26 protein-coding genes and 1 tRNA gene (1 of these 27 only partly in view) are annotated in these 25,993 nt (G+C 65.5%); 16 read left to right on the forward strand and 11 right to left on the reverse strand.

The window, feature by feature from the left end; translation table 11 throughout:
* Positions 1-1,106 carry the 3' portion of an MFS transporter gene (locus BIWAKO_RS07080; protein ID WP_069877937.1) on the forward strand. It extends 475 nt beyond the left edge of the window, so only the last 1,106 of its 1,581 coding nucleotides appear in the window; the start codon falls outside the window, past its left edge; the stop codon is at positions 1,104-1,106.
* A gap of 218 nt (positions 1,107-1,324) precedes the next feature.
* On the opposite strand, the gene BIWAKO_RS07085 is transcribed toward BIWAKO_RS07080, so the two are convergent.
* Positions 1,325-1,414 (reverse strand) — tRNA-Ser (locus BIWAKO_RS07085).
* Positions 1,415-1,564: 150 nt separating this feature from the next.
* On the opposite strand from BIWAKO_RS07085, the gene BIWAKO_RS07090 reads away from it, so the two are divergent.
* The 7 genes from BIWAKO_RS07090 (at position 1,565) to olsB (ending at position 8,964) form a co-directional block, all read left to right on the forward strand.
* On the forward strand, positions 1,565-1,888 hold the full coding sequence (locus BIWAKO_RS07090; RefSeq protein ID WP_069877938.1) for a hypothetical protein: 324 nt from the start codon (positions 1,565-1,567) through the stop codon (positions 1,886-1,888).
* A gap of 81 nt (positions 1,889-1,969) precedes the next feature.
* Positions 1,970-2,626: a peptide-methionine (S)-S-oxide reductase MsrA gene (gene msrA / locus BIWAKO_RS07095; protein WP_069882241.1), complete on the forward strand. Its 657-nt coding sequence runs from the start codon at positions 1,970-1,972 to the stop codon at positions 2,624-2,626.
* A gap of 263 nt (positions 2,627-2,889) precedes the next feature.
* Positions 2,890-3,864: a TAXI family TRAP transporter solute-binding subunit gene (locus BIWAKO_RS07100; RefSeq protein WP_069882242.1), complete on the forward strand. Its 975-nt coding sequence runs from the start codon at positions 2,890-2,892 to the stop codon at positions 3,862-3,864.
* 98 nt (positions 3,865-3,962) lie between these two features.
* A complete protein-coding gene (locus tag BIWAKO_RS37090; protein WP_274533577.1) occupies positions 3,963-4,088 on the forward strand; it encodes a hypothetical protein in 126 nt (41 codons plus the stop codon).
* Between the two features lie 69 nt (positions 4,089-4,157).
* Complete coding sequence (locus tag BIWAKO_RS07105; protein WP_069877939.1) at positions 4,158-5,696, forward strand: YifB family Mg chelatase-like AAA ATPase; 1,539 nt, start codon at positions 4,158-4,160, stop codon at positions 5,694-5,696.
* 134 nt (positions 5,697-5,830) lie between these two features.
* Positions 5,831-7,912 carry an ATP-binding protein gene (locus BIWAKO_RS07110; RefSeq protein ID WP_244523369.1) on the forward strand — a complete coding sequence of 694 codons (2,082 nt, stop codon included), beginning with the start codon at positions 5,831-5,833 and terminating at the stop codon, positions 7,910-7,912.
* Positions 7,913-8,100: 188 nt separating this feature from the next.
* Positions 8,101-8,964, forward strand: a complete 864-nt coding sequence (gene olsB / locus BIWAKO_RS07115; protein ID WP_244523625.1) for a l-ornithine N(alpha)-acyltransferase — start codon at positions 8,101-8,103, stop codon at positions 8,962-8,964.
* Between the two features lie 7 nt (positions 8,965-8,971).
* Here the strand turns inward: olsB and BIWAKO_RS07120 are convergent, their stop codons facing one another.
* The 3 genes from BIWAKO_RS07120 to BIWAKO_RS07130 are packed head-to-tail and all read right to left on the reverse strand — an operon-like array spanning position 8,972 to position 11,663.
* A complete protein-coding gene (locus BIWAKO_RS07120) occupies positions 8,972-9,838 on the reverse strand; it encodes an SDR family oxidoreductase (RefSeq protein WP_069877942.1) in 867 nt (288 codons plus the stop codon).
* Positions 9,835-11,073 carry a tRNA epoxyqueuosine(34) reductase QueG gene (queG, locus tag BIWAKO_RS07125; RefSeq protein ID WP_084651200.1) on the reverse strand — a complete coding sequence of 413 codons (1,239 nt, stop codon included), beginning with the start codon at positions 11,071-11,073 and terminating at the stop codon, positions 9,835-9,837. The genes BIWAKO_RS07120 and queG overlap by 4 nt, the downstream gene beginning before the upstream one ends.
* Positions 10,971-11,663, reverse strand: a complete 693-nt coding sequence (locus BIWAKO_RS07130; RefSeq protein WP_069877943.1) for a glutathione S-transferase family protein — start codon at positions 11,661-11,663, stop codon at positions 10,971-10,973. The genes queG and BIWAKO_RS07130 overlap by 103 nt, the downstream gene beginning before the upstream one ends.
* 244 nt (positions 11,664-11,907) lie before the next feature.
* Here BIWAKO_RS07130 and BIWAKO_RS07135 point away from each other — a divergent pair, with 244 nt between their 5' ends.
* Complete coding sequence (locus BIWAKO_RS07135; protein WP_069877944.1) at positions 11,908-12,705, forward strand: undecaprenyl-diphosphate phosphatase; 798 nt, start codon at positions 11,908-11,910, stop codon at positions 12,703-12,705.
* A gap of 148 nt (positions 12,706-12,853) precedes the next feature.
* Positions 12,854-13,822 (forward strand): magnesium/cobalt transporter CorA, encoded by a 969-nt coding sequence (gene corA, locus BIWAKO_RS07140; protein ID WP_069877945.1) that lies wholly within the window; start codon positions 12,854-12,856, stop codon positions 13,820-13,822.
* Positions 13,823-13,900: 78 nt separating this feature from the next.
* Here the strand turns inward: corA and BIWAKO_RS07145 are convergent, their stop codons facing one another.
* Positions 13,901-15,631 carry an MFS transporter gene (locus BIWAKO_RS07145; RefSeq protein ID WP_084651201.1) on the reverse strand — a complete coding sequence of 577 codons (1,731 nt, stop codon included), beginning with the start codon at positions 15,629-15,631 and terminating at the stop codon, positions 13,901-13,903.
* A 59-nt stretch (positions 15,632-15,690) separates the two neighbouring features.
* Positions 15,691-16,587, reverse strand: a complete 897-nt coding sequence (locus BIWAKO_RS07150; RefSeq protein WP_074471658.1) for a protein-methionine-sulfoxide reductase heme-binding subunit MsrQ — start codon at positions 16,585-16,587, stop codon at positions 15,691-15,693.
* 116 nt (positions 16,588-16,703) lie between these two features.
* Between BIWAKO_RS07150 and BIWAKO_RS07155 the strand changes: the two genes are divergently transcribed.
* Positions 16,704-17,318, forward strand: a complete 615-nt coding sequence (locus BIWAKO_RS07155; RefSeq protein WP_069877947.1) for an HAD family hydrolase — start codon at positions 16,704-16,706, stop codon at positions 17,316-17,318.
* 78 nt (positions 17,319-17,396) lie between these two features.
* Positions 17,397-18,707, forward strand: a complete 1,311-nt coding sequence (locus BIWAKO_RS07160) for an MFS transporter (protein ID WP_069877948.1) — start codon at positions 17,397-17,399, stop codon at positions 18,705-18,707.
* 86 nt (positions 18,708-18,793) lie between these two features.
* Here the strand turns inward: BIWAKO_RS07160 and lepA are convergent, their stop codons facing one another.
* A complete protein-coding gene (lepA, locus tag BIWAKO_RS07165) occupies positions 18,794-20,599 on the reverse strand; it encodes a translation elongation factor 4 (RefSeq protein ID WP_069877949.1) in 1,806 nt (601 codons plus the stop codon).
* A gap of 113 nt (positions 20,600-20,712) precedes the next feature.
* On the opposite strand from lepA, the gene BIWAKO_RS07170 reads away from it, so the two are divergent.
* Both BIWAKO_RS07170 and BIWAKO_RS07175 read left to right on the forward strand, forming a co-directional pair.
* Positions 20,713-21,312 carry a helix-turn-helix domain-containing protein gene (locus tag BIWAKO_RS07170; RefSeq protein WP_069877950.1) on the forward strand — a complete coding sequence of 200 codons (600 nt, stop codon included), beginning with the start codon at positions 20,713-20,715 and terminating at the stop codon, positions 21,310-21,312.
* Positions 21,309-21,848, forward strand: a complete 540-nt coding sequence (locus BIWAKO_RS07175; RefSeq protein WP_371331861.1) for a GNAT family N-acetyltransferase — start codon at positions 21,309-21,311, stop codon at positions 21,846-21,848. Before BIWAKO_RS07170 ends, BIWAKO_RS07175 begins: the two co-directional genes overlap by 4 nt.
* Here BIWAKO_RS07175 and BIWAKO_RS07180 read toward each other — a convergent pair.
* Entirely contained in the window at positions 21,845-22,318 is a 474-nt protein-coding gene (locus BIWAKO_RS07180; protein WP_069877951.1) for a MarR family winged helix-turn-helix transcriptional regulator, read from the reverse strand. The genes BIWAKO_RS07175 and BIWAKO_RS07180 overlap by 4 nt on opposite strands.
* Before the next feature lie 89 nt (positions 22,319-22,407).
* Here BIWAKO_RS07180 and BIWAKO_RS07185 point away from each other — a divergent pair, with 89 nt between their 5' ends.
* Complete coding sequence (locus tag BIWAKO_RS07185; RefSeq protein WP_244523370.1) at positions 22,408-22,887, forward strand: anthrone oxygenase family protein; 480 nt, start codon at positions 22,408-22,410, stop codon at positions 22,885-22,887.
* 11 nt (positions 22,888-22,898) lie between these two features.
* Here the strand turns inward: BIWAKO_RS07185 and BIWAKO_RS07190 are convergent, their stop codons facing one another.
* From BIWAKO_RS07190 to hrcA, 3 genes are all read right to left on the reverse strand, one after another.
* Entirely contained in the window at positions 22,899-23,141 is a 243-nt protein-coding gene (locus BIWAKO_RS07190; RefSeq protein ID WP_069877953.1) for a DUF3297 family protein, read from the reverse strand.
* 249 nt (positions 23,142-23,390) lie between these two features.
* Positions 23,391-24,053, reverse strand: a complete 663-nt coding sequence (locus tag BIWAKO_RS07195; protein WP_244523371.1) for an ankyrin repeat domain-containing protein — start codon at positions 24,051-24,053, stop codon at positions 23,391-23,393.
* The gene (hrcA, locus tag BIWAKO_RS07200) at positions 24,050-25,132 is read right to left on the reverse strand and encodes a heat-inducible transcriptional repressor HrcA (RefSeq protein WP_069877954.1); all 1,083 of its coding nucleotides are present in this window, start codon (positions 25,130-25,132) and stop codon (positions 24,050-24,052) included. Before hrcA ends, BIWAKO_RS07195 begins: the two co-directional genes overlap by 4 nt.
* A 142-nt stretch (positions 25,133-25,274) precedes the next feature.
* Here hrcA and rph point away from each other — a divergent pair, with 142 nt between their 5' ends.
* Entirely contained in the window at positions 25,275-25,991 is a 717-nt protein-coding gene (gene rph, locus BIWAKO_RS07205; RefSeq protein ID WP_069877955.1) for a ribonuclease PH, read from the forward strand.
* Positions 25,992-25,993 lie beyond the last annotated feature (2 nt).

The following is a 25,993-nucleotide window of genomic DNA, read 5'->3' on the forward strand; positions in this document are numbered from 1 at the left end:
TTGGGATCTGGGCAACCATGTTCGCGTTCGGCATGGCGCTGGGACCGGTTGTGGGCGGCGTGCTGCTGGAGCATTTCTGGTGGGGTGCAGCTTTTCTAATAGCCGTGCCCGTTGTCGGCCTTCTGCTTCTGCTGGCACCTGCCCTTCTGCCGGAGTATCGCGCACCACATGGCAGCAGGCTGGACCTTGCGAGCGTCGGCCTTTCGCTCGCCGCCATGCTGCCTGCGGTCTATGGCATCAAGCAGGTCGCCAAGGATGGCTTCGGACCTCATCCAGTCGGCGCCATTGCGGTGGGACTTGCCTTCGCCACGCTGTTCGTGCGCCGGCAGCAGCGCCTCGCCGATCCGCTGCTCGACATCTCGCTATTTGCCAACAGAGCTTCCAGCGTGGCGCTGATCGTACTTCTCTTTGGCCTCGTCGCGGTCGGCGGCACGATGCTGCTGGTCACGCAATATCTGCAGCTCGTGGCCGGATTTTCTCCGCTAGTCGCGGGTCTCTGGATGGGGCCGCCCGCGCTTGCCATGGTCGCGGCCGGCGTCACAGCACCGCTGATTGCCCGGCGCGTTCGCCCCGGCTTCGTGGTGGCCGGAGCGTTGGGGTTGTCGGTGGTGGGCTATCTGCTGCTGACCCGCCTGGATAACAGCGCTTCCGACGTGACCATTGTCGTCGCCGGCTTCTCGTTGGCCTATCTCGGGCTTGGCACCATAGCTGCACTGGGTACGGATCTCGTGGTTGGATCGGCCCCCGCCGACAAGGCAGGCTCGGCATCGGCAATGTCCGAGACGGTGCAGGACCTCGGCGTATCGCTCGGCATTGCGGTGCTTGGCAGCCTCGCCACCGCCATCTATCGCCGAGCCATGCTCGGCCGGATGCCCGATCATCTCGGTCATGAAGCGCATGAGGCCGTCGGCGACAGCTTGTGGGCGGCATCCTCGGTTGCGTCGCAACTGCCTGCCGGCCTGATGGAAGAGGCGCAGGCCGCGTTCACAGCAGGATTCAGCACCGCAGCCATGTTCAGTGCCGTGGGGGTTTCCGTCCTCGCCATCCTCGCTGCCGTTTCGCTGCGGCACATTGGCGTCATTGACGCCAGCGAGCCGCCCCGTTGAATCGGGTGGAGCTCTTCGGGACGGTCCGGCGCTGACGGGCCACATCACCGACCCCGAGGCGATCCGGGATCAGGTGAGAGCCGTGCCGACCCAATCTGTCGAGGTCACGGGAAGCCAGATGCGGATCACGGCATCGAAGGGGAATCTGCTCAGATCCCTTTGCCGCAGGATCCGGCGTAAAATCGACCACGATCGACGTGGGCGATTCTGTTTTGAAATGGCGGACAGGGCGGGATTCGAACCCGCGATACGGTTTCCCGTATACACACTTTCCAGGCGTGCGCCTTCAACCACTCGGCCACCTGTCCGGCGGGCTGCTTATGACCGCCGAGCCGGCTTCTTTCAAGGCCTGAAACGCGCTTTTCGCATTCTTGCGTGGAGAGCGTCGGACAAGGTTGCAAAGCCGTGCCCGAATGGGCACATCGGATGCGAAGGGCGCGTGCGGGGAATGGGGCGGGATGCTGCGTTTTTTCATCCGTTTGCTGGGTTATCTTGCTGTTGCCAGCGGATTCGTGGCGCTGGTCATCGACGGCGCGCGTTCGATCGCCAATTCCTCGCTTCAGTTCACGCCGCTCAGCGAAATCCTCCTCGTTCTGCTGCCGACGCGCTATCCGCTGCTGCAGCCGGCGATCGAGCGCAACCTCCATCCGCTGCTCTGGGACCCGATGCTGCTCTCGCTGATGCGGTCGCCCGTCGCGCTGGTCGCGCTGGTGCTCGGCTTCCTCCTGCTCTGGCTCGGCGCGAGGCCCGCGCCGCAGGTCGGTATCGTCACGCGACGGTGAAGGGCCATGCAGGACGGGTGCCTGTCGGGCCGGCGGCGCCATGCTTATCTTGGGCGCAACTGTTAGAGGATGGAGCCCATCATGTTCTCCCTGCGCAAGAAGACGACCCTGCCCAGCCCGGATGAGGCCCTGCCCGGCCGGTCCGAGCCGATCCCGACAGCCGAGCGCCATTTCCTGAACGACCGCCCGTTGCAGGGCCCCTATCCCGCCGGGATGCAGAAGGCCCTGTTCGGCCTCGGCTGTTTCTGGGGGGCTGAACGCAAGTTCTGGCAGATCGAGCACGGCATCTGGGTCACCGCAGTCGGCTATGCCGGAGGCATTACGCCCAATCCGAGCTATGAAGAGGTGTGCAGCGGGCTGACCGGGCATAACGAAGTCGTGCTCGTGGTCTTCGACCCGGCCAAGCTCTCCTACGAAGCCTTGCTCAAGACCTTCTGGGAGAATCACGACCCGACGCAAGGCATGCGGCAGGGCAATGATGTCGGCACCCAATACCGCTCCGGCATCTATGTCTTCGACGAGGCACAGAAGCTGGCTGCCGAACGCAGCAAGGCAGACTACCAGAGCGCCCTCGCCTCGCGCGGCTATGGTCCGATCAGCACGGAAATCCTCGACGCGCCCGCCTTCTATTTCGCCGAGGACTACCATCAGCAATACCTCGCCAAGAATCCCGCAGGCTATTGCGGCCTCGGCGGCACCGGCGTCGCCTGCCAGATCGGCGTCGGCGTCGACGCGTGATCGCGCCCAGCCCCGAACCGATACGAAGGCCCCGCAGGCTCGCTTCCGGGGCTTCTTCGCATCATGGCGCAGGGCAAGGCGGGCGGCGCAATCGGACACCGACACGGGCCGCGCTGCGCGCTGATGCCGGGCAGGCCCCTGCCCCGAAATAACCACCGGCGTGCCCCGCACATGAAACGCGCCGGGATTGCCCGCCGTGCACTTGATCAGCCGGCAAAAGCTGCGAACACTGCCCGATTCATAGGAGATTCCGTGACATGACCATGGCTTTCAGATCGAAGCTTGCAGCCGCAGGTGTCGTGCTCGGCGGCGTCGCGCTGGCTGCAGGTCTCGCCCTCGCCCAGGCGCCGGCCTTTTTTCGCATCGCCACGGGAAGCACCGCCGGCACCTATTATCCGATCGGCAGCTTGATCGCGCACGCGATCTCGGCCCCCCCGCAACTGGTCGCAACCGCTGTCGCCAGCAACGGCTCGGTCGCCAATATCAACGCGATCATCGGGGGTACCGCCGAATCCGGCTTCGTCCAGGCCGATGTCGCTTATTGGGCCTATTCCGCCACCGGCGTCTATGAGGGCAAGCCGAAGGTCGCGGATCTGCGCTCGATTGCCAACCTCTACCCCGAGTCGGTCCATCTCGTCGTTCGCAAGGCCTCGAATATCAAAAGCGTCGCCGATCTCAGGGGCAAGACGATCTCCTTCGACGAGCCGGGTTCCGGCACGTTGCTCAACGCCAAGGCGATCCTCAACGCCTTCGGACTTGCCGGGAGCGATATCTCGATGGAATTCCTGAGGCCGAACCAGGCCGCCGAGAAGATGAAGGACGGCTCGGTCGATGCATTCTTCTTCACCGGCGGCTTCCCCGCTGCGGCGATCTCGGAACTGGCCTCGACCAACTCTGGCATCGAGATCCTGCCGATCTCCGGACCGCAGATCGAGAAGCTCTTCAAGGAGTTTCCCTTCTTCACTGCCGACGAAATCCCGGCCGGGACCTATAAGAATGTCGGCGCGGTCAAGACCGTCGCTGTCGGCGCACATTGGGTGACCTCCGCCAAGGTTTCTGCAGATACCGTCTATGCCGTGACCAAGGCGCTGTGGAGCGACAAGACCCGCGCCGCGCTCGATGCCGGCCATGCCAAGGGCAGACTGATCCGCAAGGAGACCGCGCTATCGGGCCTGCTGGGCGTGCCGCTGCACCCCGGTGCCGAGAGATTCTACAAGGAATCCGGCTTGCTGAAGTAAGCCGAGGGCCCTTCTCCTCCCTTTCGTCCGGGCGTTCACCCCGGAGCCGCTGATCCCCAATCGGCCGCTTCGCCGGCTGGTTGGGAAAGGGCGTTGTCGTGGGCACCGTCGCCCTGCCGATGATCCCGGCCACTCCGGCCAGCCTCCTGGCGGGCCGCGTCATCGCCGCCCCCGTCCTGCTGCGTCAGGTGGTGGCGCGACGGGCCAGCATGGCGCCCGCCTGAGTTCCTGATATGTTCTTGCCAGTCGGCTGAGCATTCGCTAGCCTCCCCTAAGGGAACGGGGAGGCACCGATGGTCACGCGGGTCGCGACGGTTGCGTTCGAGGGCATCGAGGCGCGCGCCGTCGACGTGCAGGTGCAGGTCACGCCGGGCGGTGTCGCCTTCCTTCTGGTCGGCTTGCCGGACAAGGCAGTGGCGGAAAGCCGCGAGCGAGTGCGTGCCGCACTGATCGCATCTGGTCTGGCGCTGCCGGCCAAGCGCATCACGGTCAATCTCGCGCCGGCCGACCTCCCCAAAGAAGGCAGCCATTACGATCTGCCGATCGCACTTGCCGTCATGGCCGCCATCGGCGCGATCCCTGCCGATGCCCTCGCCGGCTATACCGTCCTCGGCGAGCTCGCGCTCGACGGCTCCATCACCTCCGTCGCAGGCGTGCTGCCAGCCGCGATAGCCGCCTATGCCCGCGGACAAGGGCTGATCTGCCCCGCCGCCTGCGGGCCGGAGGCCGCCTGGGCTGCCGCCGATGTCGATATCCTCAATCCGCGCTCGCTGATCCAACTCGCCAACCATTTCAAAGGTACGCAGGTGATGGCCCGGCCGGTGCCGTCGATCGCCCGGCAATCCGGGCCCCTGCCCGATCTCGCCGATATTCGCGGCCAGGAAAGCGCGCGCCGCGTGCTGGAGATCGCCGCCGCCGGCGGCCAAAATCTCCTGATGAACGGGCCTCCCGGTGCCGGTAAATCGATGCTGGCGAGCCGCCTGCCCTCGATCCTGCCGCCGCTTTCGCCGCGCGAACTGCTCGAGGTCTCGATGGTGCATTCCGTCGCCGGGCATCTCGCAGAGGGAGCGCTGACCGATCGCCGCCCCTTTCGCGCGCCGCATCATTCGGCCTCGATGGCGGCACTCGTCGGCGGCGGCCTGCAGGCCAAGCCCGGCGAGGTTTCGCTCGCCCATCACGGCGTGCTCTTCCTCGACGAACTGCCGGAGTTCCAGGCTCAGGCCCTCGACGCGCTGCGCCAGCCGATGGAGACCGGCGAGGTGCTGATCTCGCGGGCCAATCACCGCGCCATCTATCCCGCGCGTTTCCAACTCGTCGCCGCGATGAACCCGTGCCGGTGCGGCAAGGCAACTGAGCCCGGCTATACCTGCCGGCGGCAGCCGAACGAGCGCTGCATGGCGCAGTATCAGACCCGGATCTCAGGTCCGATGCTCGACCGCATCGACATCGTCATCGATGTGCCGGCCGTAACCGCAACGGACCTGTTTCTACCGGCCGACTGCGAAGGCTCCGCCGAGGTCGCGGCCCGGGTCGCCGTGGCGCGCCAGGTGCAGACTGCGCGCTTCGAAGCGCTCGGCCTCTCCGAGGTCGCGACCAATGCCGCCTGCCCCGCGCCAGTGCTCGACCAGATCGCCCGCCCGGACAATGCCGGCATTTCGCTCCTGCGCGACGCCGCCGAGGCCCTTAGGCTGACAGCGCGCGGCTACCATCGTGTGCTGAAAGTCGCGCGCACACTGGCCGATCTCGACGGCGAGGCGAAGGTCGGCCGGATCCATCTCGCCGAAGCGTTATCCTACCGATCACGCATCGATCAAGTGGCGCAGGCCGCGTAATGTCGGAGCGTGCCGCATCCGTGCCGCCAGGTTAACGAAATCATTCAAACGATCGCGAAAGCAGCGTTCGCGCGCGAACGTTTTCTCAAGGGGACGAATACTAGACTGACATCATGGAGATTCCATCTTTCCCAGTGATTTGGGCTGTTCTCGCCAGCCTGCTGACCGTTTTGGCCGGCGTTGCCGCGGTGATGCAGCTACGCGCACGCAATCGCGTCGTGGAGCAAGCGCTAGACATGACCCAGGATCTGGAGAAGCTGACCGATCGTCTCTGGGCGCTGGCAGACAGCGAAGAGCGCTATCGCAGCCTGATCGAGGCCCAGGGCGATCTGATCGTCCGCCGGAACGAAGGCAGCATCGTCTACGCAAATGCGGCCTATGCCGCCCTTCTCGGAGCGAACGAGGCCGAGATCATCGGCAGCCGCACGGCACCGCGCGTCATCGAGAGCCGACCTGCGCAGGCGCTGACCGATGGCACGCGGATCTTCGACGAATGCATTGCTTCGCCGGAGGGAGGCGAGCGTTGGATCTCCTGGGTCGAGACCATCGTGCCGGTCGCCCTCGGCAAGACCGTGCTGCAGCGTGTCGGCCGCGATATCTCCGCCCGGATCGCCGGCGAGCAGGCGCTGGAGGAGGCGCGCAGCCGCGCCGAAACCGCCAACGAGGCAAAATCGCGTTTCCTTGCAACCGTCAGCCACGAGTTCCGGACGCCGCTCAACGGGATTCTCGGCATGGCCGACCTCCTGAACGACACCAGGCTCGACCCGGAGCAGACCACCTATGTCCGGGCACTCAGGACCTCGGGCGAAGCCCTGCTCGGCCTCGTCGACGACATCCTCGACTTCGCCAAGGTGGAGGCCGGCAGGCTGGAACTCGCCGAGGAGCGCTTCGATCTCGGCCAATTGGTCGAGACGGTCAGCGAATTGATGGCGCCACGCGCCCAGGCCAAGGGGCTCGAGATTGCGACCTTCCTCGCGCCGGATCTCGCCTCGCACTGGATCGGAGACCGCGACCGGCTGCGCCAGATCCTGCTCAACCTCGTCGGCAACGCCATCAAGTTCACCGAGAGCGGCGGTGTCGGCATTCGCGTCGCGCGCGCGGGCGACGCCATCGCCATCAGCGTCTCCGATACCGGACCCGGCGTTCCGCCAGGGCGATTGCAGGCGATCTTCGAGGAATTCGAACAGGCCGACAGCTCTGCGGCCCGTCGCCATGACGGCACCGGTCTCGGGCTCGCGATCGTGCGCCGGCTCGTGACCTTGATGGGTGGTTCGGTCACGGCAGAGAATGCCCCGGGGTCGGGCGCGATCTTCCGCGTTACATTGCCGCTTCCGGAGGGCGGCGCAGGGGTGCGGATGACAGTGCTGCCGGAGTGGCGCGGCAAGCTGATCATGATCGCATCCGCCGCGCCGTTTGGCCCGGACTATCTCGCTGAAACCATGGAGATCGCCGGCGCATCGGTCATGCGCGCCCAGAATGTGACAGAAGCGCTCGCGCTGCTCGCTGGAGCACAGCGTTTCGATGCCGCCCTGATAGACCAGGCCATCGGGGTCGATGAAGCACGCGCCGTCGCTGCCGCCGCCCGGCAGGCCGGTGTCGGCGAGTGCCTGATCCTGATGTCTCCCTTTGAGCGTCGCCAATTCGGTTCACCGCTCGCTGGTGGGTTCACCGGCTTTCTCGTCAAACCGGTCCGCGCCCGCTCGCTCTACGAGCGACTTGCACCGCCCGCTCGGCAGCGGCGCGAGACTCTGCCGCCCCGGGGCGTGACCACGATCCAGACCAAGGACCCCGGTCCGCCTCAACTGACGGTCTTGATCGCCGAGGATAACGATATCAACGGGCTGCTCGTGACACGGACCCTCGAACGCCTCGGCTGCACGGCCGTCTGGGCTCGGGACGGGCGGGAAGCGGTCGCTCTCATCGAGGCCGGGCTCACGGGCAAGCGCGCACCCTTCGATCTCATTCTGCTCGACATCCGGATGCCGGAGCTTGACGGACTGGAAGCCGCTCGCCGGATTCGCGCCCTGGAGGCCTCGCTCGGCCGGCCAAACTTGCTACCCATTGTCGCGGTCACCGCCAATGTCGCCGAGGAGGATCGGCAAGCCGCACTGGCCGCCGGAATGAATGATTGCCTGGCTAAACCACTGGCCCGAGAGGCGCTTCGCGCCTGGATCGCGCGTGTCGCCGGGGCGCCCCGCGTCACACTCCGCGCTTGACGGACAGTCACAAGTCTGACGCAGTTCTGTCGCGATCCCGTAGGAACATCGGTACTAGCCTGACGAACTGCAGATTCGACGGCACAGGGACGAGACGGACAATGGCCTTCGACATGTTGCGCGGCCTCCGACAGCCGGCAAATCAGCTGCCAGCGGGCCACCCTCTCTTGTCGCGCTTCTCCCCACTCATGCTGATCACCGGCGACACCGTGCGCCGCTTCGGTAGGAAGCAGGATCACCTGGGCGAAACGCTCGGCCGCTCCGGCTCGCTGGAAGTGCGGCTGGCGCGCGGCCCGCGCGAGATCTGGCGCGCGCAGCGACTGCGCTATCGGGTGTTTTACCAGGAGATGTCGGCAAAGCCGGATGTCGTCGCCCGCATGTTCCGCCGCGATGCGGATCGCTATGACACGGCGTGCGACCATCTCCTCGTCATCGACCATGCGGCGCGCGGCCGGTTCGGCGGTCTGAAACCGAAAGTCGTCGGCACCTATCGCTTGATGCGCGAAGGTTCAGCCCTGCGGCTCGGCGGCTTCTACACCCAATCGGAATTCGATCTTTCTGGAATGATCGAGCGCCATCGCGGCCTGCGCTTCCTCGAACTCGGCCGCTCCTGCGTGCTCAAGCCCTATCGCACCAAGAAGACGGTGGAGCTGCTCTGGCACGGCATCTGGGCCTATGTCCGGCACCATCGCATCGATGCGATGTTCGGCTGCGCCAGTTTTGACGGCACCGACCCGGATGCGCTGGCGCTGCCCTTGAGCTTCCTGCATCACCATGCGCGCGCCGAGGGCGAGTGGTCCGCCGCGGCGCGCCCGGAACGTCATATTGCGATGGACCGGCTGCCGATCGAACAGGTCGATGCCAAGGCGGCGCTGAAGTTGCTGCCGCCGCTGATCAAGGGATATCTCAGGCTCGGCGCCCGCTTCGGCTCCGGAGCGGTCGTCGACAAGCAGTTCGGCACCACCGATGTGCTGGTCATCGTGCCGGTCTCGGCGATCGACCGGCGCTATGTCGACTATCTCGGCGACGAAGGGCAGCGCTACGCGGCTTGAGCAACGCTCACTCGCCTGCTGACGCCAGCGCCCGCAGCGCCTCCCTGTAAGTGGGGTAGCGCAGCTCATAACGCAGTTCGCGCGTCACCAGCGCGTTCGAGACCCGCTTGTTCTCCCCATAGAAGCTCGCAGCCATGGGCGAGAGCTTTGCCGGATCGAACGGGACTTCGGGGGGCGGGGCCTGCCCCGTCAGTTCGGCGGCAAGCGTGATCACGTCCTGTGGCGGCGCCGGCTCGTTGTCGGTGACGTTGTAGACCGCGCCCGCTCGTGGCCTGGCAAGCGAAGCCAGCAGGATGCCGGCAATATCGTCGACATGGATGCGATTGAAGACCTGGCCGGGCTTGATCAGGCGGTTGGCGGTGCCGGCGCGCAGCTTGGTGATGGCATTGCGCCCGGGACCGTAAATCCCGGAGAGCCTGAATACCTGCACCGGCTTGCCACTGCGCTCGCCCAGGGCAAGCCAGGCTTCGTCGATTTCGAGGCGCTGCTTCGAGCGCCGGCTCGTCGGCCGGCATTCGGCGCCTTCATCGATCCAGGCACCGCCATGGTCGCCATAAACTCCGATGGTCGAGAGATAGCCTATCCAGCGCAGGTTCGGTGCAGCAGCCAGTGCCTCGCCGAGTCCGTTCAGCACCGGATCGCCCTCGTCATCGGGCTGGACCGAGACGAGGACCGCGTCAGCCTCGGCGACGGCCTGGGCCAAGGGGCGCGATACGGCAAAACCGTCATAGACCAGCGTATGCAAGCCCTCGCGACTGAGACGCCCCGCCTTCTCAGCCGATCGGACCGTGCCGGTGACCTCCCAGCCCTCCGCTTGCGCCGCACGCGCGAAAAACCCGGCGGAGTAGCCGAGACCGAGAATGACAAGCTTCATGCGACGGGTTCCGGAGTGGAGAGAAAGGCAAGCCATTCCTGGCGGACGTCAGGATCTGCTTCGCCGGACAGCGCGGCCTCGGCAAGGTCGCGCGCGCGCTCGGGCGCGAGCCTGATCAAGGCCCAGGCGGCCATGGCGCGCACCAGCGGCGAAGCATCCGCAATCAGCTGCTCAGCGCTCGCGGCAAGATCCGGCCGGCCGCTATTGCCGATGGCGATCAGCACATTGCGGATGAAGCGGTCGCGGCCCGTGCGCTTGACCGGCGTGCCGGCAAAGAGCTGGCGGAAGGATGGGTCGTCGAGAGCCGCGAGATCGGCCAAGGGCAATGCCTCAAGCTCGTCCTTCAGGGCAAGGCGGGTCTCGTGCGCCGCCTCGGCGAACTTGTTCCAGGGACAGACGGCCAGGCAATCATCGCAGCCGAAGACGCGGTTGCCGATGCCGGGCCGCAAGGCGGCGTCGATATGACCCTGATGCTCGATGGTGAGATAGGCGATGCAGCGGCGCGCATCGAGCTGATAGGGTGCGGGGAAGGCGGCGGTCGGACAGATATCGAGACAACGCCGGCAGGAACCGCAATGGTCGCGTTCCGGCCCATCGACCGGCAGTTCGGCCGTAGTGTAGATCGCGCCGAGAAAGAGCCAGGAGCCGTGCTCGCGTGAGACCAACACGGTATGCTTGCCCTGCCAACCGAGCCCCGCAGCCTGCGCCAGCGGCTTTTCCATCACCGGCGCGGTATCGACGAAGACCTTCACATCCGCCCCGCCGCGGGCCGCCAGCAGCCCGGCGACGCACTTCAGCCGGCCCTTGATGACATCGTGATAGTCGCGCCTGCGAGCATAGAGCGAAATCGCAGCCTTGTCGGGCTGGCCGAGGATGGCGAGCGGATCGCCCTCGCCCGCATAGCTCACACCGAGCATCACGACGCTGCGCACCTCGCTCCAGAGCCGGCGCGGATCAGCGCGTTCGTCCCTGCGCTCGGTCAGCCAAGCCATATCGCCATGGTGTCCGGCCGCCAGCCACGCCCTGAGCCGTTCGGGCGCCTCGGGGATCGCACTGGCGGAGGCGATGCGGGCGACCACGAAGCCTTCGGCGCTCGCGCGCTCCAGCACCGCGCGCTTGAGCTTCTCGCCGTTCAGAAGTCCAGATTGTCGTAATGGGCGCTCGGCGCCATGCCCGGCACCCGGTCGCTCAACAGCGGCCGGAAGCTCGGCCGGGATTTGATCCTCGCGTACCATGCGCGCGCGGCCTCGTCCTCTTCCCAGGGCACATCGCCGAGATAGTCGACGCAAGAGAGATGCGCGGCCGCGGCGAGATCGGCATAGCTCAGCGCACTGCCTGCGAGCCAGTTCCGTTTGGCTGTCAGCCAGGCGATATAGCGCAAATGATAGCGCACATTGGCGCGTGCGGCGCGGATGGCGCTCATTTCCGGCGGACCACCGCCCTCATCCCGGCTCATGAAGCGCTTCATGACCTTTTCGAGCACCAGCGGACTGGTGATCTCGGTATCGAATTTGAGATTGAACCAGTCGAGCAGACGACGAACCTCGACGCGCTCGGCCGTCCCTTCCGGCAACAGACGCCGGGGGCCCAGCGCCAGCCCGCGGGTCTCGTCGAGATATTCCGAGATCGGTCCGGCGCCCGGGACGGCAAAGCCGTTCTCCTCGCGAAAAACCGGTGTCGTGCCAGCTGTGTTGAGTTCCAGAAACTCGCGCCGGCGCTCCCAGACGCGCTCCTCGATCAGCTTCGCGTCCTGCCCGAACTCGCCAAGGACGAGCCGGATGAAGCGCGAATGCGGGCATAACGGATAGTGATGAAGGGACGCCATTGCACTCTTGAAACAGATGGATGCGGCCGAAGCAGGGCTGTCGAAGGGGGAGGCATCGGGCTATGCGCCGCGCATTTGCTATAGTCTCGGCTACGCCCCCTCACAACCCGCTGCCCATGGGAAGCCACGAATCCAGGGCATTGGCTTGGCGAAGTGGTAACCAATTGGCAAAGAGCTTGGTTCCATAGAGGGGTACGGTTTACCTCTGCCGCGGCGGCGATCTGAGGCTTCCTGGGAAACAGTCATGCAAAACCTGTTCGAAGCGATCGTGCTCGGCATCGTCGAGGGTCTGACCGAATTCCTGCCAGTTTCCTCCACTGGCCATCTCCTGCTGCTCGGTCACTTTCTCGGCTTCGAATCGAACGGCAAGACCTTCGAGGTCCTGATCCAGCTCGGCGCGATCCTTGCCATCCTGCTGGTCTATTTCCGGCGGCTGCTCGACATTGCGCTGCGGCTGCGGACGGATCCAGCGGCACGGCGCTTCGTCATCGGCGTGCTCGTCGCCTTCCTGCCGGCAGCGGTAATCGGCGCCTTGCTGCATGGCTTCATCAAGGGCGTTCTGTTCAACCCCTTCCTGGTCTGCTGCGCCCTGATCGCTGGCGGGCTCGTGCTGCTCGTCGTCGACGAACTCGAGCTCGAGGTGAAGCACACCGACGCGACCACCTTCCCGCTGCCAATGTATCTCAAGATCGGTTTCATCCAGTGCCTGGCGATGATTCCGGGCGTATCGCGCTCGGGTTCGACGATCGTCGGCGCCATGCTGCTCGGCGCGAGCAAACGGGCAGCGGCGGAGTTCTCGTTCTTCCTCGCCATGCCGACCATGGCGGGCGCCTTCGCCTATGATCTCCTGAAGAGCTACAAGACCCTGACCTTCGACGACTCCATGCTGATCGTGGCCGGCTTCGTCGCGGCCTTCTTCGCGGCGCTGCTCGTGGTCAAGACCTTCCTCGACTACGTCTCGCGCCGTGGCTTTGGGCTCTTTGCCTGGTGGCGCATCATCGTCGGCGCTGCGGGCCTGGCGGGCCTGTGGGTCTTCGGCTGATCGCAGGGCTCCTCACGCGCTACGATCCGAGCTGAGAGGCTTGGGAGTCTCGGTTTTTCCAGCGCCGCTGTGCTAATCTTGGCGGCTGCCGCTTTGGGCAGACCGTACGGTTTCCGGCCGGCCCCGAGATGCCAGGAGCGTGCCTGTCGTGAGTGTCGTTGCCGCCTGCCGCTATGTCGATGGGATACGGGTCGGGACCGTTGCGCTCGACCAACCGTCTGCCTGTGCCCAGGAGCAATCCGACTTCGTCTGGATCGGCCTGCTCGAACCGACCGAAGACGAGCTGCGCACGCTCCAGACCAGCTACGGCCTGCATCCCCTCGCAGTCGAGGATGCGCTCAAGGCGCATCAGATGCCCAAGGTCGACATCTATGGCGACCAGCTTTTCATCGTGGCGCGCACGGCGCATCTCGAGGATGACCAGATCGCCTATGGCGAGACGGCGATCTTCGTCGGCAAGCACCACATCATCACGGTTCGCCACGGTTCCGCACGTGCCCATACGGAGCTGCGCAGCCAACTCGAGGCCGCAACCGCGCAGATGCGCTACGGCGTCGATTATGTCCTGCACGGCGTGCTGGACTTCATCGTCGATGGCTATTTCCCGATCGTGGAGACGATCGAGGAGGATGTCCTCGAGATGGAACGGGAGATGCTCGCCAGCGAGTTCGGCCAGGTCGACGTGCCGCGCATCTTCGGACTGCGCCGCCAGCTCATCCGCTTCCAGCGGGTGCTCGGACCGATGTCCGAGCTCTGCCGCAAGCTGGTGCATCTGGATCTGCCCTGCATCGATGCCGAAGCGAAGCCCTATTTCAATGACGTCTGGGACCATGCGCGGCGTGCCGAAGCCATGGTCGGGAGCCTGCGCGACATCCTGACCTCCGTCTTCGAGGCGAGTCATCTGCTGGAACAGCAGCGCCAGGGCGTCATCACCAGGCAACTCGCGGCCTGGGCCGCCATCCTCGCGGTCCCGACCGCGGTTGCCGGGATCTATGGCATGAACTTCGAGCATATGCCGGAGCTCAAGACCCAGTACGGCTATTTCATCGTGCTCGGGCTCATCGCGGCGTTCTGCACCGCGCTCTACATGCGCTTCAAGCGTTTCGGCTGGCTGTAAGGGGAAGCCTCCCCGGCTTCGCCAGAGGGCCGCTTGCACACCTCCGCAACCCCGAAGGCCATCGTCGAATTTCCCGCCCTAGCCGATCCTGGGATCGGTCGCGGGGGTCGCCGCATCCGGCACGGGCTGCGGCTGGGCGAAGGGCAGCGAGCCGGTCTGTCGTTCGATGACACGGTGCACCACGGGCGGGTTGGGCCCCTGATGCAGGGCCCGTACCCTGTCGCCGATCATCGCATCGGCCTGGGTGACGCGCTGGTTCTGGCGGATATATTCGACCCAGGTCGGACTGTCATAGCGCTCGATCCAGAGCCGCGGATCGGTCAGGTCGCGCAGCAACGCCCAGTGCCTGGCACCATCGCGGCGGCGGATGCGGCGGCGTTCGGCCATCACGTTCAGGAAGGGGACGATGTCCTCCTCGCGAATGATGTACTCGATGGTGACGATGATCGGGCCGCTGCGTGGCTCAATGTCGACGGCCACCTTCGGAACCTGCCAGCGGCTGAGCGGGTCGAGATTGAGCTGCTCGAGCGGCGGCAGCGCATAGCGCAGCCCCAGTGCGGCTCCGACAAGCAGAACAGCACCTGCGCAGTGCAGAGCGCGGTCGGTGCCGAAATGCAGGGCGATGTAACCCCAGACCCAGCTGCCGAGCGCCATCCCACCAAAGGTCGCCATCTGGTAGAGCGCAAGTGCCCGGCCGACGACCCAGCGCGGCGCCGAGAGCTGCACGGTCGCGTTGAAGGTCGAGAGTGCAAGGACCCAGCTTGCTCCGGCGATGAGCAGGGCCGCCATGGTCGTCACGGTATAAACGCTCAGCCCCGCAAGGATGACCGCTGCCGAGAAGGCGGCAAATGAGGCGCGCACCAGCGTTTCCGTCGTGAGCGCCCGGCGTACGCGCGCGCTCAGCAAAGCCCCCCCGACCGCTCCTGCTCCGAACGCACCGAGCAGCAGGCCGAAGGTCAAAGGCCCGCCCTTGACGAGATCGCGCGCCACCAGCGGCAGCAGCGCCTGAACCGCAATGGCGCCGAATCCGAAGGCCGCACCGCGCAGCAGCACCGAGCGGATGTTTGGCGACATCGCGACATAGCGGATGCCGGCGCTCATCGCGATGCCGAGCGTCTCGCGTGGCAGCACGCGCTCGATCTTTGGAGGGTTCCAGCGTGCCAATACGGTGACGAGCCCGATATAGCTCAGTGCATTCACCGTGAAGGAGGCGACAACGCCCGCTGCCGCAACGATGAAGCCGCCCAGCGCCGGCCCGACGCTGCGGGCAATGTTGAAACCGACGCTGTTCAGTGTGATCGCGGCCGGCAGATCGCGACGCGGCACCATCTCGCCGACCGAAGATTGCCAGGCGGGCCCATTCAAGGCCGTGCCGCAGCCAATCAGGAAGGTCAGGCCGAGCAGCAGCCAGGGGGTGATCACGCCGAACCAGGCCGAGACGGCGAGAGCCACGGAGACCGTAAACATGAAGCCCTGCGCCGTCAGCATGATCTTGCGCCGGTCGAAATTGTCGGAGATCGCACCCGCCGCCAGCGAGAACATCATGATCGGCAAGGTCGTCGAGGCCTGCACCAGCGCAACCATATCGGCAGAACTGGCGATCGAGGTCATGAGCCAGGCTGCGCCGACCGACTGGATCATCCCGCCGAAATTGGAGGCGAGGCTTGCGAACCACACAGCCCGGAAGATCGGCTGGCGCAGAGGCACGAATGGCGAAGACAGCCCCTCATCGACCGCCCCATCCCCCGTCGCGGCAACATCGGCTGCGGCTACGTCGGCGGTGGGTTGGGCGTTCGGATCGTCAGGCATGCCATAGGGTTAGAGCCTCGCCTGCGGGCTGCCAACCATCAGTTTGGAATGATTTGCTCTTAGGCCCCCGTTTGCGCGGAAAGCCCTTCCCTGCGACGCGCACGCCGCTCGACCTGCCGCGCCGCAGGCGCACGCCAGTAATGGGCGAAGGCGACGAGAAGCCCCGCCAGCGCGACCCAATGCCCGGGCCTGAGGGCCTCGAGATCACCGTAGACGACGACATCGGCATTGGCCTGGAACACCAACCAGGCCGAGGCACCGGTCGCCAACGCATACCAGGCCGTCTCGCAGAGCGCAGTCAGAAGACCGGCCGCGAGCGCCGTCAGGACCAGCCGGGGCGTATCGAGCATCACGCCGAATCGCGGCAGCAGCCGGTAGAGCATCAGCAGGGCGAAGAGCCCGGTCATCAGCGCCGGCTGGGTGACGTCGATCTTCGACTGCAGAGCAAAGTGCAGCAGCCCCAGCGCGGCGAGGGCGTAGACGAGGTTATGCAGCTGTTGCCAGCGTGCGGAACCCAGCCGGCGGATCATGCCATCGGTCGAGGTTACACCGAGTGCGACCAGCCCGGTCAGCGCCGTGATGCCGACGACGAGATAGAAGCGCTTGACGATTTCGGAGACGATAAGCCCGGCGTCAAATCCGAGATCGATGCAATAGAGCGCGAGATGGGCGAGCGCATAGGCCAGCACGGAGAGACCCAGCATGCGGCGGATGCCGATGAGCTTGCTCCAGTCGAGAAGCCGGCGCAGCGGCGAGACGGCAAGGGTAACCAGCAACAGCCTGAGCGCCCAGGTGCCGGTATCATGCACCGCCCGTGTCCAGGGCTTCGAGCCGAGCTGACCGGTCCACGCGTCGAAGGCGAGCCAGAGCGCCGGCACCAGGACCAGTGCGAAAGTCGCAGCGCGCAGCCCCGAGAAGCGCCCCTGCCGGTCCAGCCACGGCAACCATGCCTTCATACCGATCTCCACCATCGCTATCCCGAATACGCGAGAGGCCTTGCCTCTGTCTCGCACGTCTGCACACAAGGACGTGAGCCTTCTGCGACCTGCCACGCATTCAGAATGGACCGGCCATGCCTTCGACAAGCCCCACCGTTGTTTTCGATGTCGGCAACGTCCTGATCCGTTGGGATCCACGCCATCTCTACCGCGAGCTGATCCCTGATGAAGCGCGCATGGACTGGTTCATGCAGAATATCTGCACCTCGGCCTGGAACCTCGAGCAGGATCGCGGCCGATCCTGGGCGGAAGCCGTCGCCGAACGGGTCTCCGCGCATCCCGAATGGGAGCGCGAGATCAGGGCCTTCGACGAACGCTGGCACGAGACGGTGTCCGGCGAGATCGCCGAAAGCGTCGCGGTCCTCTCGGACCTGAAGGCCAAGGGTGAGAAAGTCTATGCGATCACCAATTTCTCGCGCGAGAAATGGGATGAGAGCGTCGCCCGCTTTCCCTTCCTGGGCTCCTTCGACGGCGTCGTGGTCTCGGCACATGAGCGGCTGATCAAGCCGGATCCTGCGATCTATCACGTGCTGCTGGAGCGCTACGGCCTCGCCGCGGATTCCTGCATCTTCATCGACGACAGCGCCAAGAATATCGAGGGCGCCCGTCATGTCGGCATGCAGGCCGTGCATTTCGTCGAGCCGATCGACCTGCGGGCGACACTGCGTGGTCTCGGCGTCCAGATCTAGCGCAGAGCCCGCCCCGAACCCACCACGCGACGAAGACCAGAACAGCCCGCAGGCGCCTCGAAGAAAGTTCGCCACGCCATGAGCATTCCTGTCGAGAGCGTTCTGTCCACCGCCGGCACCGGCCCGTTCCAGCGTCGGCTGCTCGGGATCTTTGGCCTCGTCTGGGCGGCTGATGCCATGCAGGTGCTGGCGGTTGGTTTCACCGCCGCCTCGATCGCTGCGACCTTCGGGCTCAGCGTGCCACAGGCCCTGCAGACCGGAACGCTGTTCTTCCTCGGCATGCTGATCGGCGCCGCGTTGTTTGGGCGCCTCGCCGATCGCTATGGCCGCCGTCGCGTGCTCCTGATCACGGTCGCCTGCGATGCGGTGTTCGGGCTGCTCTCGGTCTTCGCCCCGTCCTTTGCAGCCCTTCTCGCGCTACGCTTCCTGACCGGCATCGCAGTCGGCGGCACGCTGCCCGTCGATTACGCGATGATGGCGGAGTTCCTGCCGCCCAGGAATCGCGGGCGTTGGCTGGTCATGCTGGAGGGTTTCTGGGCGGTCGGCACGATCGCTGTCGCCCTGGCCGCCTGGGCAGCGAGCATCGCCGGGATCGCTGACGCGTGGCGCTGGATTTTTGCTGCGACGGCGCTGCCCGCGCTGGTCGGCATATGGCTGCGCTTCTGGGTGCCGGAATCACCCCTGTACCTGCTGAAGGAAGGGCGAGCGGAAGATGCCAAGCGCGTGCTCAACCAGATGCTGCGCGCCAACGGGAAAGCCGAACTCCCGTCCGATTCGGCAATCACCCTGCCGCCGGCGGCGACGTCTTCCGGACTGCTCGCGCCCGATCTGCGCCGGCGCACCCTGCTGATCCTCGGAATCTGGTTCCTTGTCTCGGTCTCCTATTACGGCGTCTTCACCTGGATGCCGGCCAAGCTCGCCGGCGAGGGTTTCGGCTTCGTCCGCGGCTACGGCTTCCTCGTCATCGTCGCGCTGGCCCAGCTGCCTGGCTATGCGCTGGCCGCCTATGGCGTCGAGACATGGGGCCGGCGACCGACCCTGATCGGATTCCTGCTGCTCAGCGCGGCAGGCTGCGCCCTGTTTGTCGGCGCCGGCAGCTCAACAATGATCGGCGCATCGATCCTGCTGATGAGCTTTGCGCTGCTCGGCACCTGGGGTGCCCTCTACGCCTTTACGCCCGAGCTCTATCCGACAGAACTCCGCGGCACGGGCATGGGGGTTGCCGGCGCCATGGCGCGGCTCGGCGGCCTGCTCGCACCATCGGCGGTAGCGCTCGTGATTGCGCAGAGTTTTGCCACTGCAATCGCACTGTTTGCCGCATTGCTGCTGGTTGCAGCGATTGCAGCTTTCCTGATCGACGCCGAGACGCGTCAGGCCGTTCTGGCGTAGTCGGGACCGCCCGGGGCTTGCATCCCGGGCGAACGAAGCCGGCCCCGGGATGACCTTGGCGATAGAGAGAGGAGCCTGGGCTCCGCTCAGGAATCCATCTTCAATGCAGCGATAAAGGCTTCCTGCGGGATTTCGACCTTGCCGAACTGCCGCATCTTCTTCTTGCCTTCCTTTTGCTTCTCCAGAAGCTTGCGCTTGCGGGTGGCGTCGCCGCCATAGCACTTGGCGGTCACGTCCTTGCGCAGCGCCCGGATGGTCTCGCGGGCGATGATCTTGCCGCCGATCGCGGCCTGGACCGGAATCTGGAACATGTGCGGCGGGATCAGTTCCTTGAGCTTCTCGCACATGGCGCGGCCGCGAGCCTCGGCGCGGGTCCGGTGGACCAGCATCGAGAGCGCGTCGACCGGCTCGGCATTGACCAGGATCGACATGCGCACGAGGTCGCCCTCGCGATAGTCGGTGATGGCGTAGTCGAAGGAGGCGTAGCCCTTCGAGATCGACTTCAAGCGGTCGTAGAAATCGAACACCACCTCGTTCAGCGGCAGGTCATAGACGACCTTGGCCCGCGAGCCGACATAGCTCAGGTCGATTTGCAGGCCGCGCCGATCCTGGCAGAGCTTCAGCACCGAGCCGAGATATTCGTCCGGCGTGAAGATGGTGGCGCGGATCCAGGGTTCCTCGATCGCCTCGATTTTCATCACATCCGGCATGTCCGCCGGATTGTGCAGCTCGAGCGTCGTCCCGTCCCGCAGCCTGAGATGATAGACCACGGACGGCGCGGTCGAGATCAGGTTGAGATTGAACTCGCGCTCAAGCCGCTCCTGGATGATCTCGAGATGCAGCAGTCCGAGGAAGCCGCAACGGAAGCCGAAGCCGAGCGCCGCCGAGGTCTCCATCTCGTAGGAGAACGAGGCGTCGTTCAGGCGCAGCTTCGACATTGCCGAGCGGAGCACCTCGAAATCGGCCGCATCGACCGGGAAAATGCCGCAGAACACCACCGGCTGCACCGGCTTGAAGCCCGGCAGCGGCTCGGCAATCGGCTTGCGGTCGTCGGTGATGGTGTCGCCGACGGCGGTATCGGCGACTTCCTTGATCGAGGCGGTGAAGAAGCCAACCTCGCCGGGGCCGAGTTCCTTCACTTCCAGCATCTTCGGCTTGAATACGCCGACACGGTCGACGCCATAGGCGGCATTGGCCCGCATCATGCGGATGGTCATGCCCTTCTTGAGCACGCCGTCGATGATGCGGACGAGCACGACGACGCCGAGATAGGCGTCGTACCAGGAATCGACCAGCAGCGCCTTCAGCGGCGCTTCGAGATTACCCTTCGGCGCCGGCAGTTTCTGGACGATAGCTTCCAGCACGCCTTCGATATTGAGACCGGTCTTGGCCGAGATCGGCACGGCTTCCGAGGCATCGAGGCCGATCACGTCCTCGATCTGCTGCTTGATGCGCTCGGGCTCGGCGGCCGGCAGGTCGATCTTGTTGAGGACCGTGACAATCTCGTGGCCCGCATCGAGCGCCTGATAGACGTTGGCGAGTGTCTGCGCCTCGACGCCCTGAGAGGCGTCGACGACCAGCAGCGAGCCTTCGCAGGCGGCCAGCGAGCGCGAGACCTCATAGGCGAAGTCGACGTGGCCGGGCGTGTCCATCAGGTTGAGGATGTAATCCTTGCCGTCCTGGGCACGATAATCGAGCCGGACAGTCTGCGCCTTGATGGTGATGCCGCGCTCCTTCTCGATATCCATCGAGTCGAGGATCTGCTCGCTCATGTCGCGGGCCGCGACCGTGCCGGTCTGCTGGATCAGCCGGTCGGCAAGGGTCGACTTGCCGTGGTCGATATGGGCCACAATCGAGAAATTGCGGATGTTGTCGAAACTGCGCGTGCTCATGGGCGCGCAATAGCAGTGAAGCCGCACGGGGCCAAGGGTTTGTGGCAGGTGCCTTGCTTCTGCGCAGCATGATGGCGCTTGACATTCTACTATATTAGATTTTCTCTACTAAAATGGATCACCCTCTCGAGAGAGACATCGACAAACGCCTCGCGACACGCCTGAAGTCGGCCCGCCAACGGCGAGATCTGACGCTCGACGTGCTTGCCGAGCGCACCGGCGTCAGCCGCGCGATGATTTCGCGAATCGAACGGGGCGAATCGAGCCCGACGGCAGCCTTGCTCGACCGATTGACCGCCGGACTCGGCGTGACCTTGTCGTCCCTGTTCCATGAGGAGCGCCATGCCGGCCCGGTCGCGCGCCTGGTCGATCAGCCGGTCTGGCTCGACCCTGGCACGGGCTATGTGCGGCGCAATGTCTCGTCGCCGGGCATCGGCTCGCCGGTCGAGATCGTCGACGTGACGCTGCCACCCGGAGCACGCGTCCTGCTCGACGGACCGCGCATGCTGCACCGCCTCGACCAGCAGGTCTGGCTGCTCGCCGGAGAGATCGAGCTCAGCTTTGGCGGCGCCAGCCATCGACTGCGGAGCGGCGACTGCATCCACATGCTGCTCGACGGGCCGATCACCTATCACAATCCCGGCCCGGAGCCGGCCCGCTACGCCGTCGTGCTGATGACGGCAGACGGCTTATCCCAGGAAAGACCACGATGACGACGCAGCTCGTTGATATGGCCTCTATCACGCGTCTCGATGCCGCTGGTGCGCGCAACGCCATCCCTGCGCTCACGGGCATCATTCGGGATTCCGTCGCGAACGGCGCCTCTGTCGGCTTCATGGCGGAGAATACCGAGGCCGATTTCAAGGCCTATTGGACAGGTGTCGCAGCCGGCGTCGAAACCGGGCAGATCCTGCTTCTGGTCGCACGGCAGGGCAACGAGATCGTCGGCACCGCGCAGGTCCACCCGGCCGGCAAGCCGAACCAGCCGCACCGAGCCGATATTGCCAAGGTCCTGGTGCATTCCTCAGCGCGCCGGCAGGGTATCGGCGAAGCACTGATGCTGGCGGCGGAGGCCGAGGCGTTGGCGGCCGGACGGACGCTGCTCTGCCTCGACACGGACGAGGCTGGCCCGGCGCGGCGGCTTTATAACCGGCTGGGCTGGACCGAGATCGGCACCATCCCGCGCTATGCGCTGATGCCCGATGGCAGCGATTGCGGCTCGACCTTCTTCTTCAAGTCACTCGCCTAATCCACCGGATTGGGGCTGACCGGCAGACCGGGCTCGGCCGGCTTGTCGGAGAGTGAGGAAATGACGCGGCGCATGCCAGCGAGCAGCTGCTCCGCCTCCTCCTCCGGGAAGCCGGCCAGCGCCCGCCGGTTGACCTGCCGTGCCTCCGCAAGCGCAGCCTGCTCCAATTCCCGGGCCCGCCCTGTCAGATGAATGATACGGGCGCGGGCATCGGCAGGGTCGGGCCTGCGCTCGATGAAACCGTCGCGCTCCATGCGCGCAAGCGTGCTGGCCATCGTCGCCTGCTCGACATCGAGCCGTTCAACCAAGTGCTTCTGCGTGACGCCGTCTTCACGCCAGAGTTCGAGCAGGACCATGAACTGCGCCGGCGCAAGCCCGAGCGGCCGGATGGATTCAGCCAGGGCCTTGGCGAAAAGCCGCGCCATGTGGTTGGCGAGATAGCCGGCCGAATGAGTCTTGAAGGTCGTCACGATCGCATCCCCCTGCCGGGTCGAGATATCAATTGAACAGCATGCTATGCAATGATATATAGCATGCTGTTCAAAATCGGGAGGTGACGATGCCCCAAGGGACCGACCTCATTCCGCAATCCGCGATCGCCCGAAGCATGGGACCGATCACATTGGCACTGGCGGCGCTGTTCACTGGCGCAGCGATCTACATCCTCGCCGCCGAGCAGCCGGCGCGGCTGTCGCTCGACGACGGGGCGCTTCTGCGGCAATGGCAAGCGGCCATCGGCCCGGCGACGCGGATGCAGGCGACGCTGGTCGTGATCACGACGCTCTGCGCCGGTCTGTCCTGGCGCTCCGCCCGTAACCCCGCCTGGCTGATCGGCATGTTCGCGATCTTGGCCAATCTGCCGTTCACGCTACTGGTCATCGCACCGATCAACACGGAACTGCAGGCCATGGCCGCGGCGCAAGCCAGCGCCGCGAGCCGCCATCTCATTCAGCGTTGGGGCGAGCTTCACGCCATCCGCGCCGGGCTCGGGCTATTCGCCGTCTTCTGCTTCGGCTGGGCACAGTCGCGGCGTCCGTGAAGACCTGAGCCTTACTCCGCCTTGCGATAGTATGGCTCGACCGGCCCCTTGAGCGTGATCGTCATCGGCCTGCCGAAGCGGTCCTTGGCGGCGCCGGCCGCCACCTTGATCCAGCCCTCGCTGACGCAATACTCCTCGACATTGGTCTTCTCGGTGCCCTTGAAGCGGATTCCGATATCCTTCGCCAGCACCTCGGCGTCGTAAAAGGGGCTGTCCGGGTTGACGGAGAGACGGTCGGGGAGCGTGTCGGTCATGTCTTTGGCCTTGTGGTCTGGAGCGCACCTGGGTCGCTTTGGCGGCAGAGGTAACGCCAGAATGCGTCGATGCCAAATCGGGATGCTTGAGCGGCCTCCTGGCCACTGCGAAATTCGGGGCCGGCGACGTCATGGAGCGCGGGATGGCGGTCCACCTGACCGATCGGAGGAGCAGTTTCGGTCCGAGGCAACTCGAAGCGAGCGAGCTTCACGCCAGCGAGCAGGTCATGACCCGCGGGCTGGAATCGTTCAGCGGCCGCCGGCCTTCTCGATCAACGCCGCGACGGCCCGCTGTCCGCGCTGGCGGGCATGGGCGAGCGGTGAAAGGCCATCCTTGTCGGCAAGACTGGGATCGGCGCCGGCATCGAGCACAAGCTTTGCAACCTCCTGATGCCGCGGCCCGCCATCGCCCAGGATGACGATCTCGAGCAGGCAGGTCCAACCGAGATCGTTGACGTGGTCCAGGTCGATGCCGCTGCTCAGGAGCAGCTTGACCGTCTCGACATGAGCGCGCTCGCAGGCCGGGATCAGGGCGTTGCCGCCATAGCGGTTGCGGATCGTCAGGTCGGGCTTCAGCGGGATCATCGCAGCGACGATCTCGGCGCGACCAGCGGCACCGGCGAGCAACCAGGGTGTGTCGCGATCGGCGGCCTGCGCATTGATGTTGGCGCCCGCCGCAAGCAGTGCCTTCGCGATCGCGACATGATTGCCAGCCACGGCGAGCAACAACGGCGAGCGCCCCTGCGCATCGCGAGCCTCGAGATCGGCCCCGGCCGCGATCAGCCGGGAGACCTCAGCAGTCCTGCCGGCGGCGGCCGCATCGAGGAGGCTCGCCTGTCCGTTCTGCCCCATCGCCGCCATCGCAAAAACTCCCAGCACCAGAATCAGTCCCGCTCGTAAGACGTGCTTCACCGCGCACCATCCAGAAGCCGCCCCACGACCTTGGCAGTGTAGTCCACCATCGGCACGATACGGGCATAGTTCAGCCGTGTCGGGCCGATGATGCCGACGACGCCGACGATACGCTGCTCGGCATCATGGAAAGGGGCGGCGATCATCGAGGAGCCGGACATCGAGAACAGCTTGTTTTCGGAGCCGATGAAAATGCGCACGCCGTCGCCGGCCTCGGCGCGGGACAGCAAGTCGATCACGTCGGTCTGCGTCTCGAGGTCCCCGAAGAGCAGCCGGATACGCTCGAGATCCTCCTGGGCCTTGAGATCCTCCAGCAGATTGGCCTGGCCACGCACGATCAGATGGCGATCGCTGCTCGGACCGGATGAGGTGGCGATGCCGCTTTCGACAAGTTTCGCCGTCAACGCATCGAGTTCGCGCTCCATCGTGGCGCGATCATCCGCGATCTCGCGGCGGAGTTCGCTCAAAGTCTTGCCGAGGACACGGGCGTTGAGAAAATTCGCGGCCTCCGTCAGGGCCGAGGCGGGCAAGCCCGGCGGCAGCGCAAGCAGGCGGTTTTCGACCGCGCCGTCCTCCGCCACGAGCACGACAAGCGCACGCGCCGGCTCCAGCCGAACAAACTCGATATGTTTGAGCCGCGAATTGGCCTTGGTGGTCACGACAACACCGGCCCCTCGCGACAGGCCCGACAGCAGTGCAGACGCCTCGGTCAGCGCGCCGTCCAGCGTCCGGGTCGAGGCCGCCGCCCGCATCTGCGCCTCGATGCGGGCGCGCTCGTCGGAGGTCAGGTTGCCGACTTCCATCATGGCGTCAACGAAGAAACGCAATCCGCGCTCCGTCGGCAACCGCCCGGCCGAGGTATGCGGCGCGTAGATCAGTCCGGCCATTTCGAGGTCGGTCATCACATTGCGTACAGTTGCCGGCGACAGGGCCACCGGCAGCAGCCGCGCGATGTTGCGCGAGCCGACGGGCTCGCCGGTCGCGAGATAGCCATCGACGATCTGCCGGAAAATCTCACGGGAGCGTTGGTCGGTCTCAACCAGCCCGCCAGGGCTGTCCTGCCGCGTGGGCGCGCTCATGGCGAGGCGAGTATCAGCTTGCACATAGGCTATTGTCCCTTCGGCGCGGCGGCGGATCAAGAGGCAAGCGCTGGCTGCTTGCCTTGCCGCGCCCGGCCCAAACGCCTACAAGCCGCCGAACTCACGAAATCGGGATGTGAACATGCGACCCTCCAAACGCGCGGCCGACGAGATGCGCAAGGTCACGCTGGAACGCGGCGTGGTGCGCTATGCGGAAGGTTCCTGCATGGTCAGCTTCGGCGAGACCAAGGTGCTCTGCGCCGCGACGGTCGAGGAAAAGGGCCCACCTTGGCTGCGCGGCACCGGCAAGGGCTGGGTCACGGCCGAGTACTCGATGCTGCCGCGTGCCACCCATGAACGGACACGCCGCGAGGTCACCTCCGGCAAGCCATCCGGCCGCACGCAGGAAATCCAGCGCCTGGTCGGCCGCTCGCTTCGCGCGGTCGTGGACCTGACCGCCATCGGCGAGCGCCAGATCGTGGTCGATTGCGACGTCCTCCAGGCTGATGGCGGCACGCGCACGGCTTCGATCACCGGCGCCTGGGTCGCGCTGCACGACGCGCTGAAATGGATGGAGGGGCGCGGCATGCTCAAGGCATCGAACCCGCTCAAGGATCATGTCGCCGCGATTTCCTGCGGCATCGTCGCCGGCAACCCGGTCATCGATCTCGACTATGTCGAGGATTCCGGCGCGCAGACCGACGCGAACTTCGTCATCACCGGAACAGGCGGCCTGGTCGAAGTGCAAGGCACTGCCGAAGGCGCTCCCTTCTCGGAGGATGAGCTGATGGCCCTGCTCCGGCTCGCCAAAGGCGGCGTCAGCAAGCTGGTCGCGTTGCAGAAGGCGGCGGTGGCCTGACC

Origin of the sequence: Bosea sp. BIWAKO-01 (assembly GCF_001748145.1) — a bacterium.
Taxonomy (GTDB): Bacteria; Pseudomonadota; Alphaproteobacteria; order Rhizobiales; family Beijerinckiaceae; genus Allobosea.

Coding starts and splice junctions, on each gene's coding strand:
- BIWAKO_RS07090 (WP_069877938.1), top strand. CDS start 1,565: ATGCTGCGTTTTTTCATCCGTTTGCTGGGTTATCTTGCTGTTGCCAGC.
- msrA (WP_069882241.1), top strand. CDS start 1,970: ATGTTCTCCCTGCGCAAGAAGACGACCCTGCCCAGCCCGGATGAGGCC.
- BIWAKO_RS07100 (WP_069882242.1), top strand. CDS start 2,890: ATGGCTTTCAGATCGAAGCTTGCAGCCGCAGGTGTCGTGCTCGGCGGC.
- BIWAKO_RS07105 (WP_069877939.1), top strand. CDS start 4,158: ATGGTCACGCGGGTCGCGACGGTTGCGTTCGAGGGCATCGAGGCGCGC.
- olsB (WP_244523625.1), top strand. CDS start 8,101: ATGCTGATCACCGGCGACACCGTGCGCCGCTTCGGTAGGAAGCAGGAT.
- BIWAKO_RS07120 (WP_069877942.1), bottom strand. CDS start 9,838: ATGAAGCTTGTCATTCTCGGTCTCGGCTACTCCGCCGGGTTTTTCGCG.
- queG (WP_084651200.1), bottom strand. CDS start 11,073: ATGGTACGCGAGGATCAAATCCCGGCCGAGCTTCCGGCCGCTGTTGAG.
- BIWAKO_RS07130 (WP_069877943.1), bottom strand. CDS start 11,663: ATGGCGTCCCTTCATCACTATCCGTTATGCCCGCATTCGCGCTTCATC.
- BIWAKO_RS07135 (WP_069877944.1), top strand. CDS start 11,908: ATGCAAAACCTGTTCGAAGCGATCGTGCTCGGCATCGTCGAGGGTCTG.
- BIWAKO_RS07145 (WP_084651201.1), bottom strand. CDS start 15,631: ATGCCTGACGATCCGAACGCCCAACCCACCGCCGACGTAGCCGCAGCC.
- BIWAKO_RS07150 (WP_074471658.1), bottom strand. CDS start 16,587: ATGAAGGCATGGTTGCCGTGGCTGGACCGGCAGGGGCGCTTCTCGGGG.
- BIWAKO_RS07155 (WP_069877947.1), top strand. CDS start 16,704: ATGCCTTCGACAAGCCCCACCGTTGTTTTCGATGTCGGCAACGTCCTG.
- BIWAKO_RS07160 (WP_069877948.1), top strand. CDS start 17,397: ATGAGCATTCCTGTCGAGAGCGTTCTGTCCACCGCCGGCACCGGCCCG.
- lepA (WP_069877949.1), bottom strand. CDS start 20,599: ATGAGCACGCGCAGTTTCGACAACATCCGCAATTTCTCGATTGTGGCC.
- BIWAKO_RS07170 (WP_069877950.1), top strand. CDS start 20,713: ATGGATCACCCTCTCGAGAGAGACATCGACAAACGCCTCGCGACACGC.
- BIWAKO_RS07175 (WP_371331861.1), top strand. CDS start 21,309: ATGACGACGCAGCTCGTTGATATGGCCTCTATCACGCGTCTCGATGCC.
- BIWAKO_RS07185 (WP_244523370.1), top strand. CDS start 22,408: ATGCCCCAAGGGACCGACCTCATTCCGCAATCCGCGATCGCCCGAAGC.
- BIWAKO_RS07190 (WP_069877953.1), bottom strand. CDS start 23,141: ATGACCGACACGCTCCCCGACCGTCTCTCCGTCAACCCGGACAGCCCC.
- hrcA (WP_069877954.1), bottom strand. CDS start 25,132: ATGAGCGCGCCCACGCGGCAGGACAGCCCTGGCGGGCTGGTTGAGACC.
- rph (WP_069877955.1), top strand. CDS start 25,275: ATGCGACCCTCCAAACGCGCGGCCGACGAGATGCGCAAGGTCACGCTG.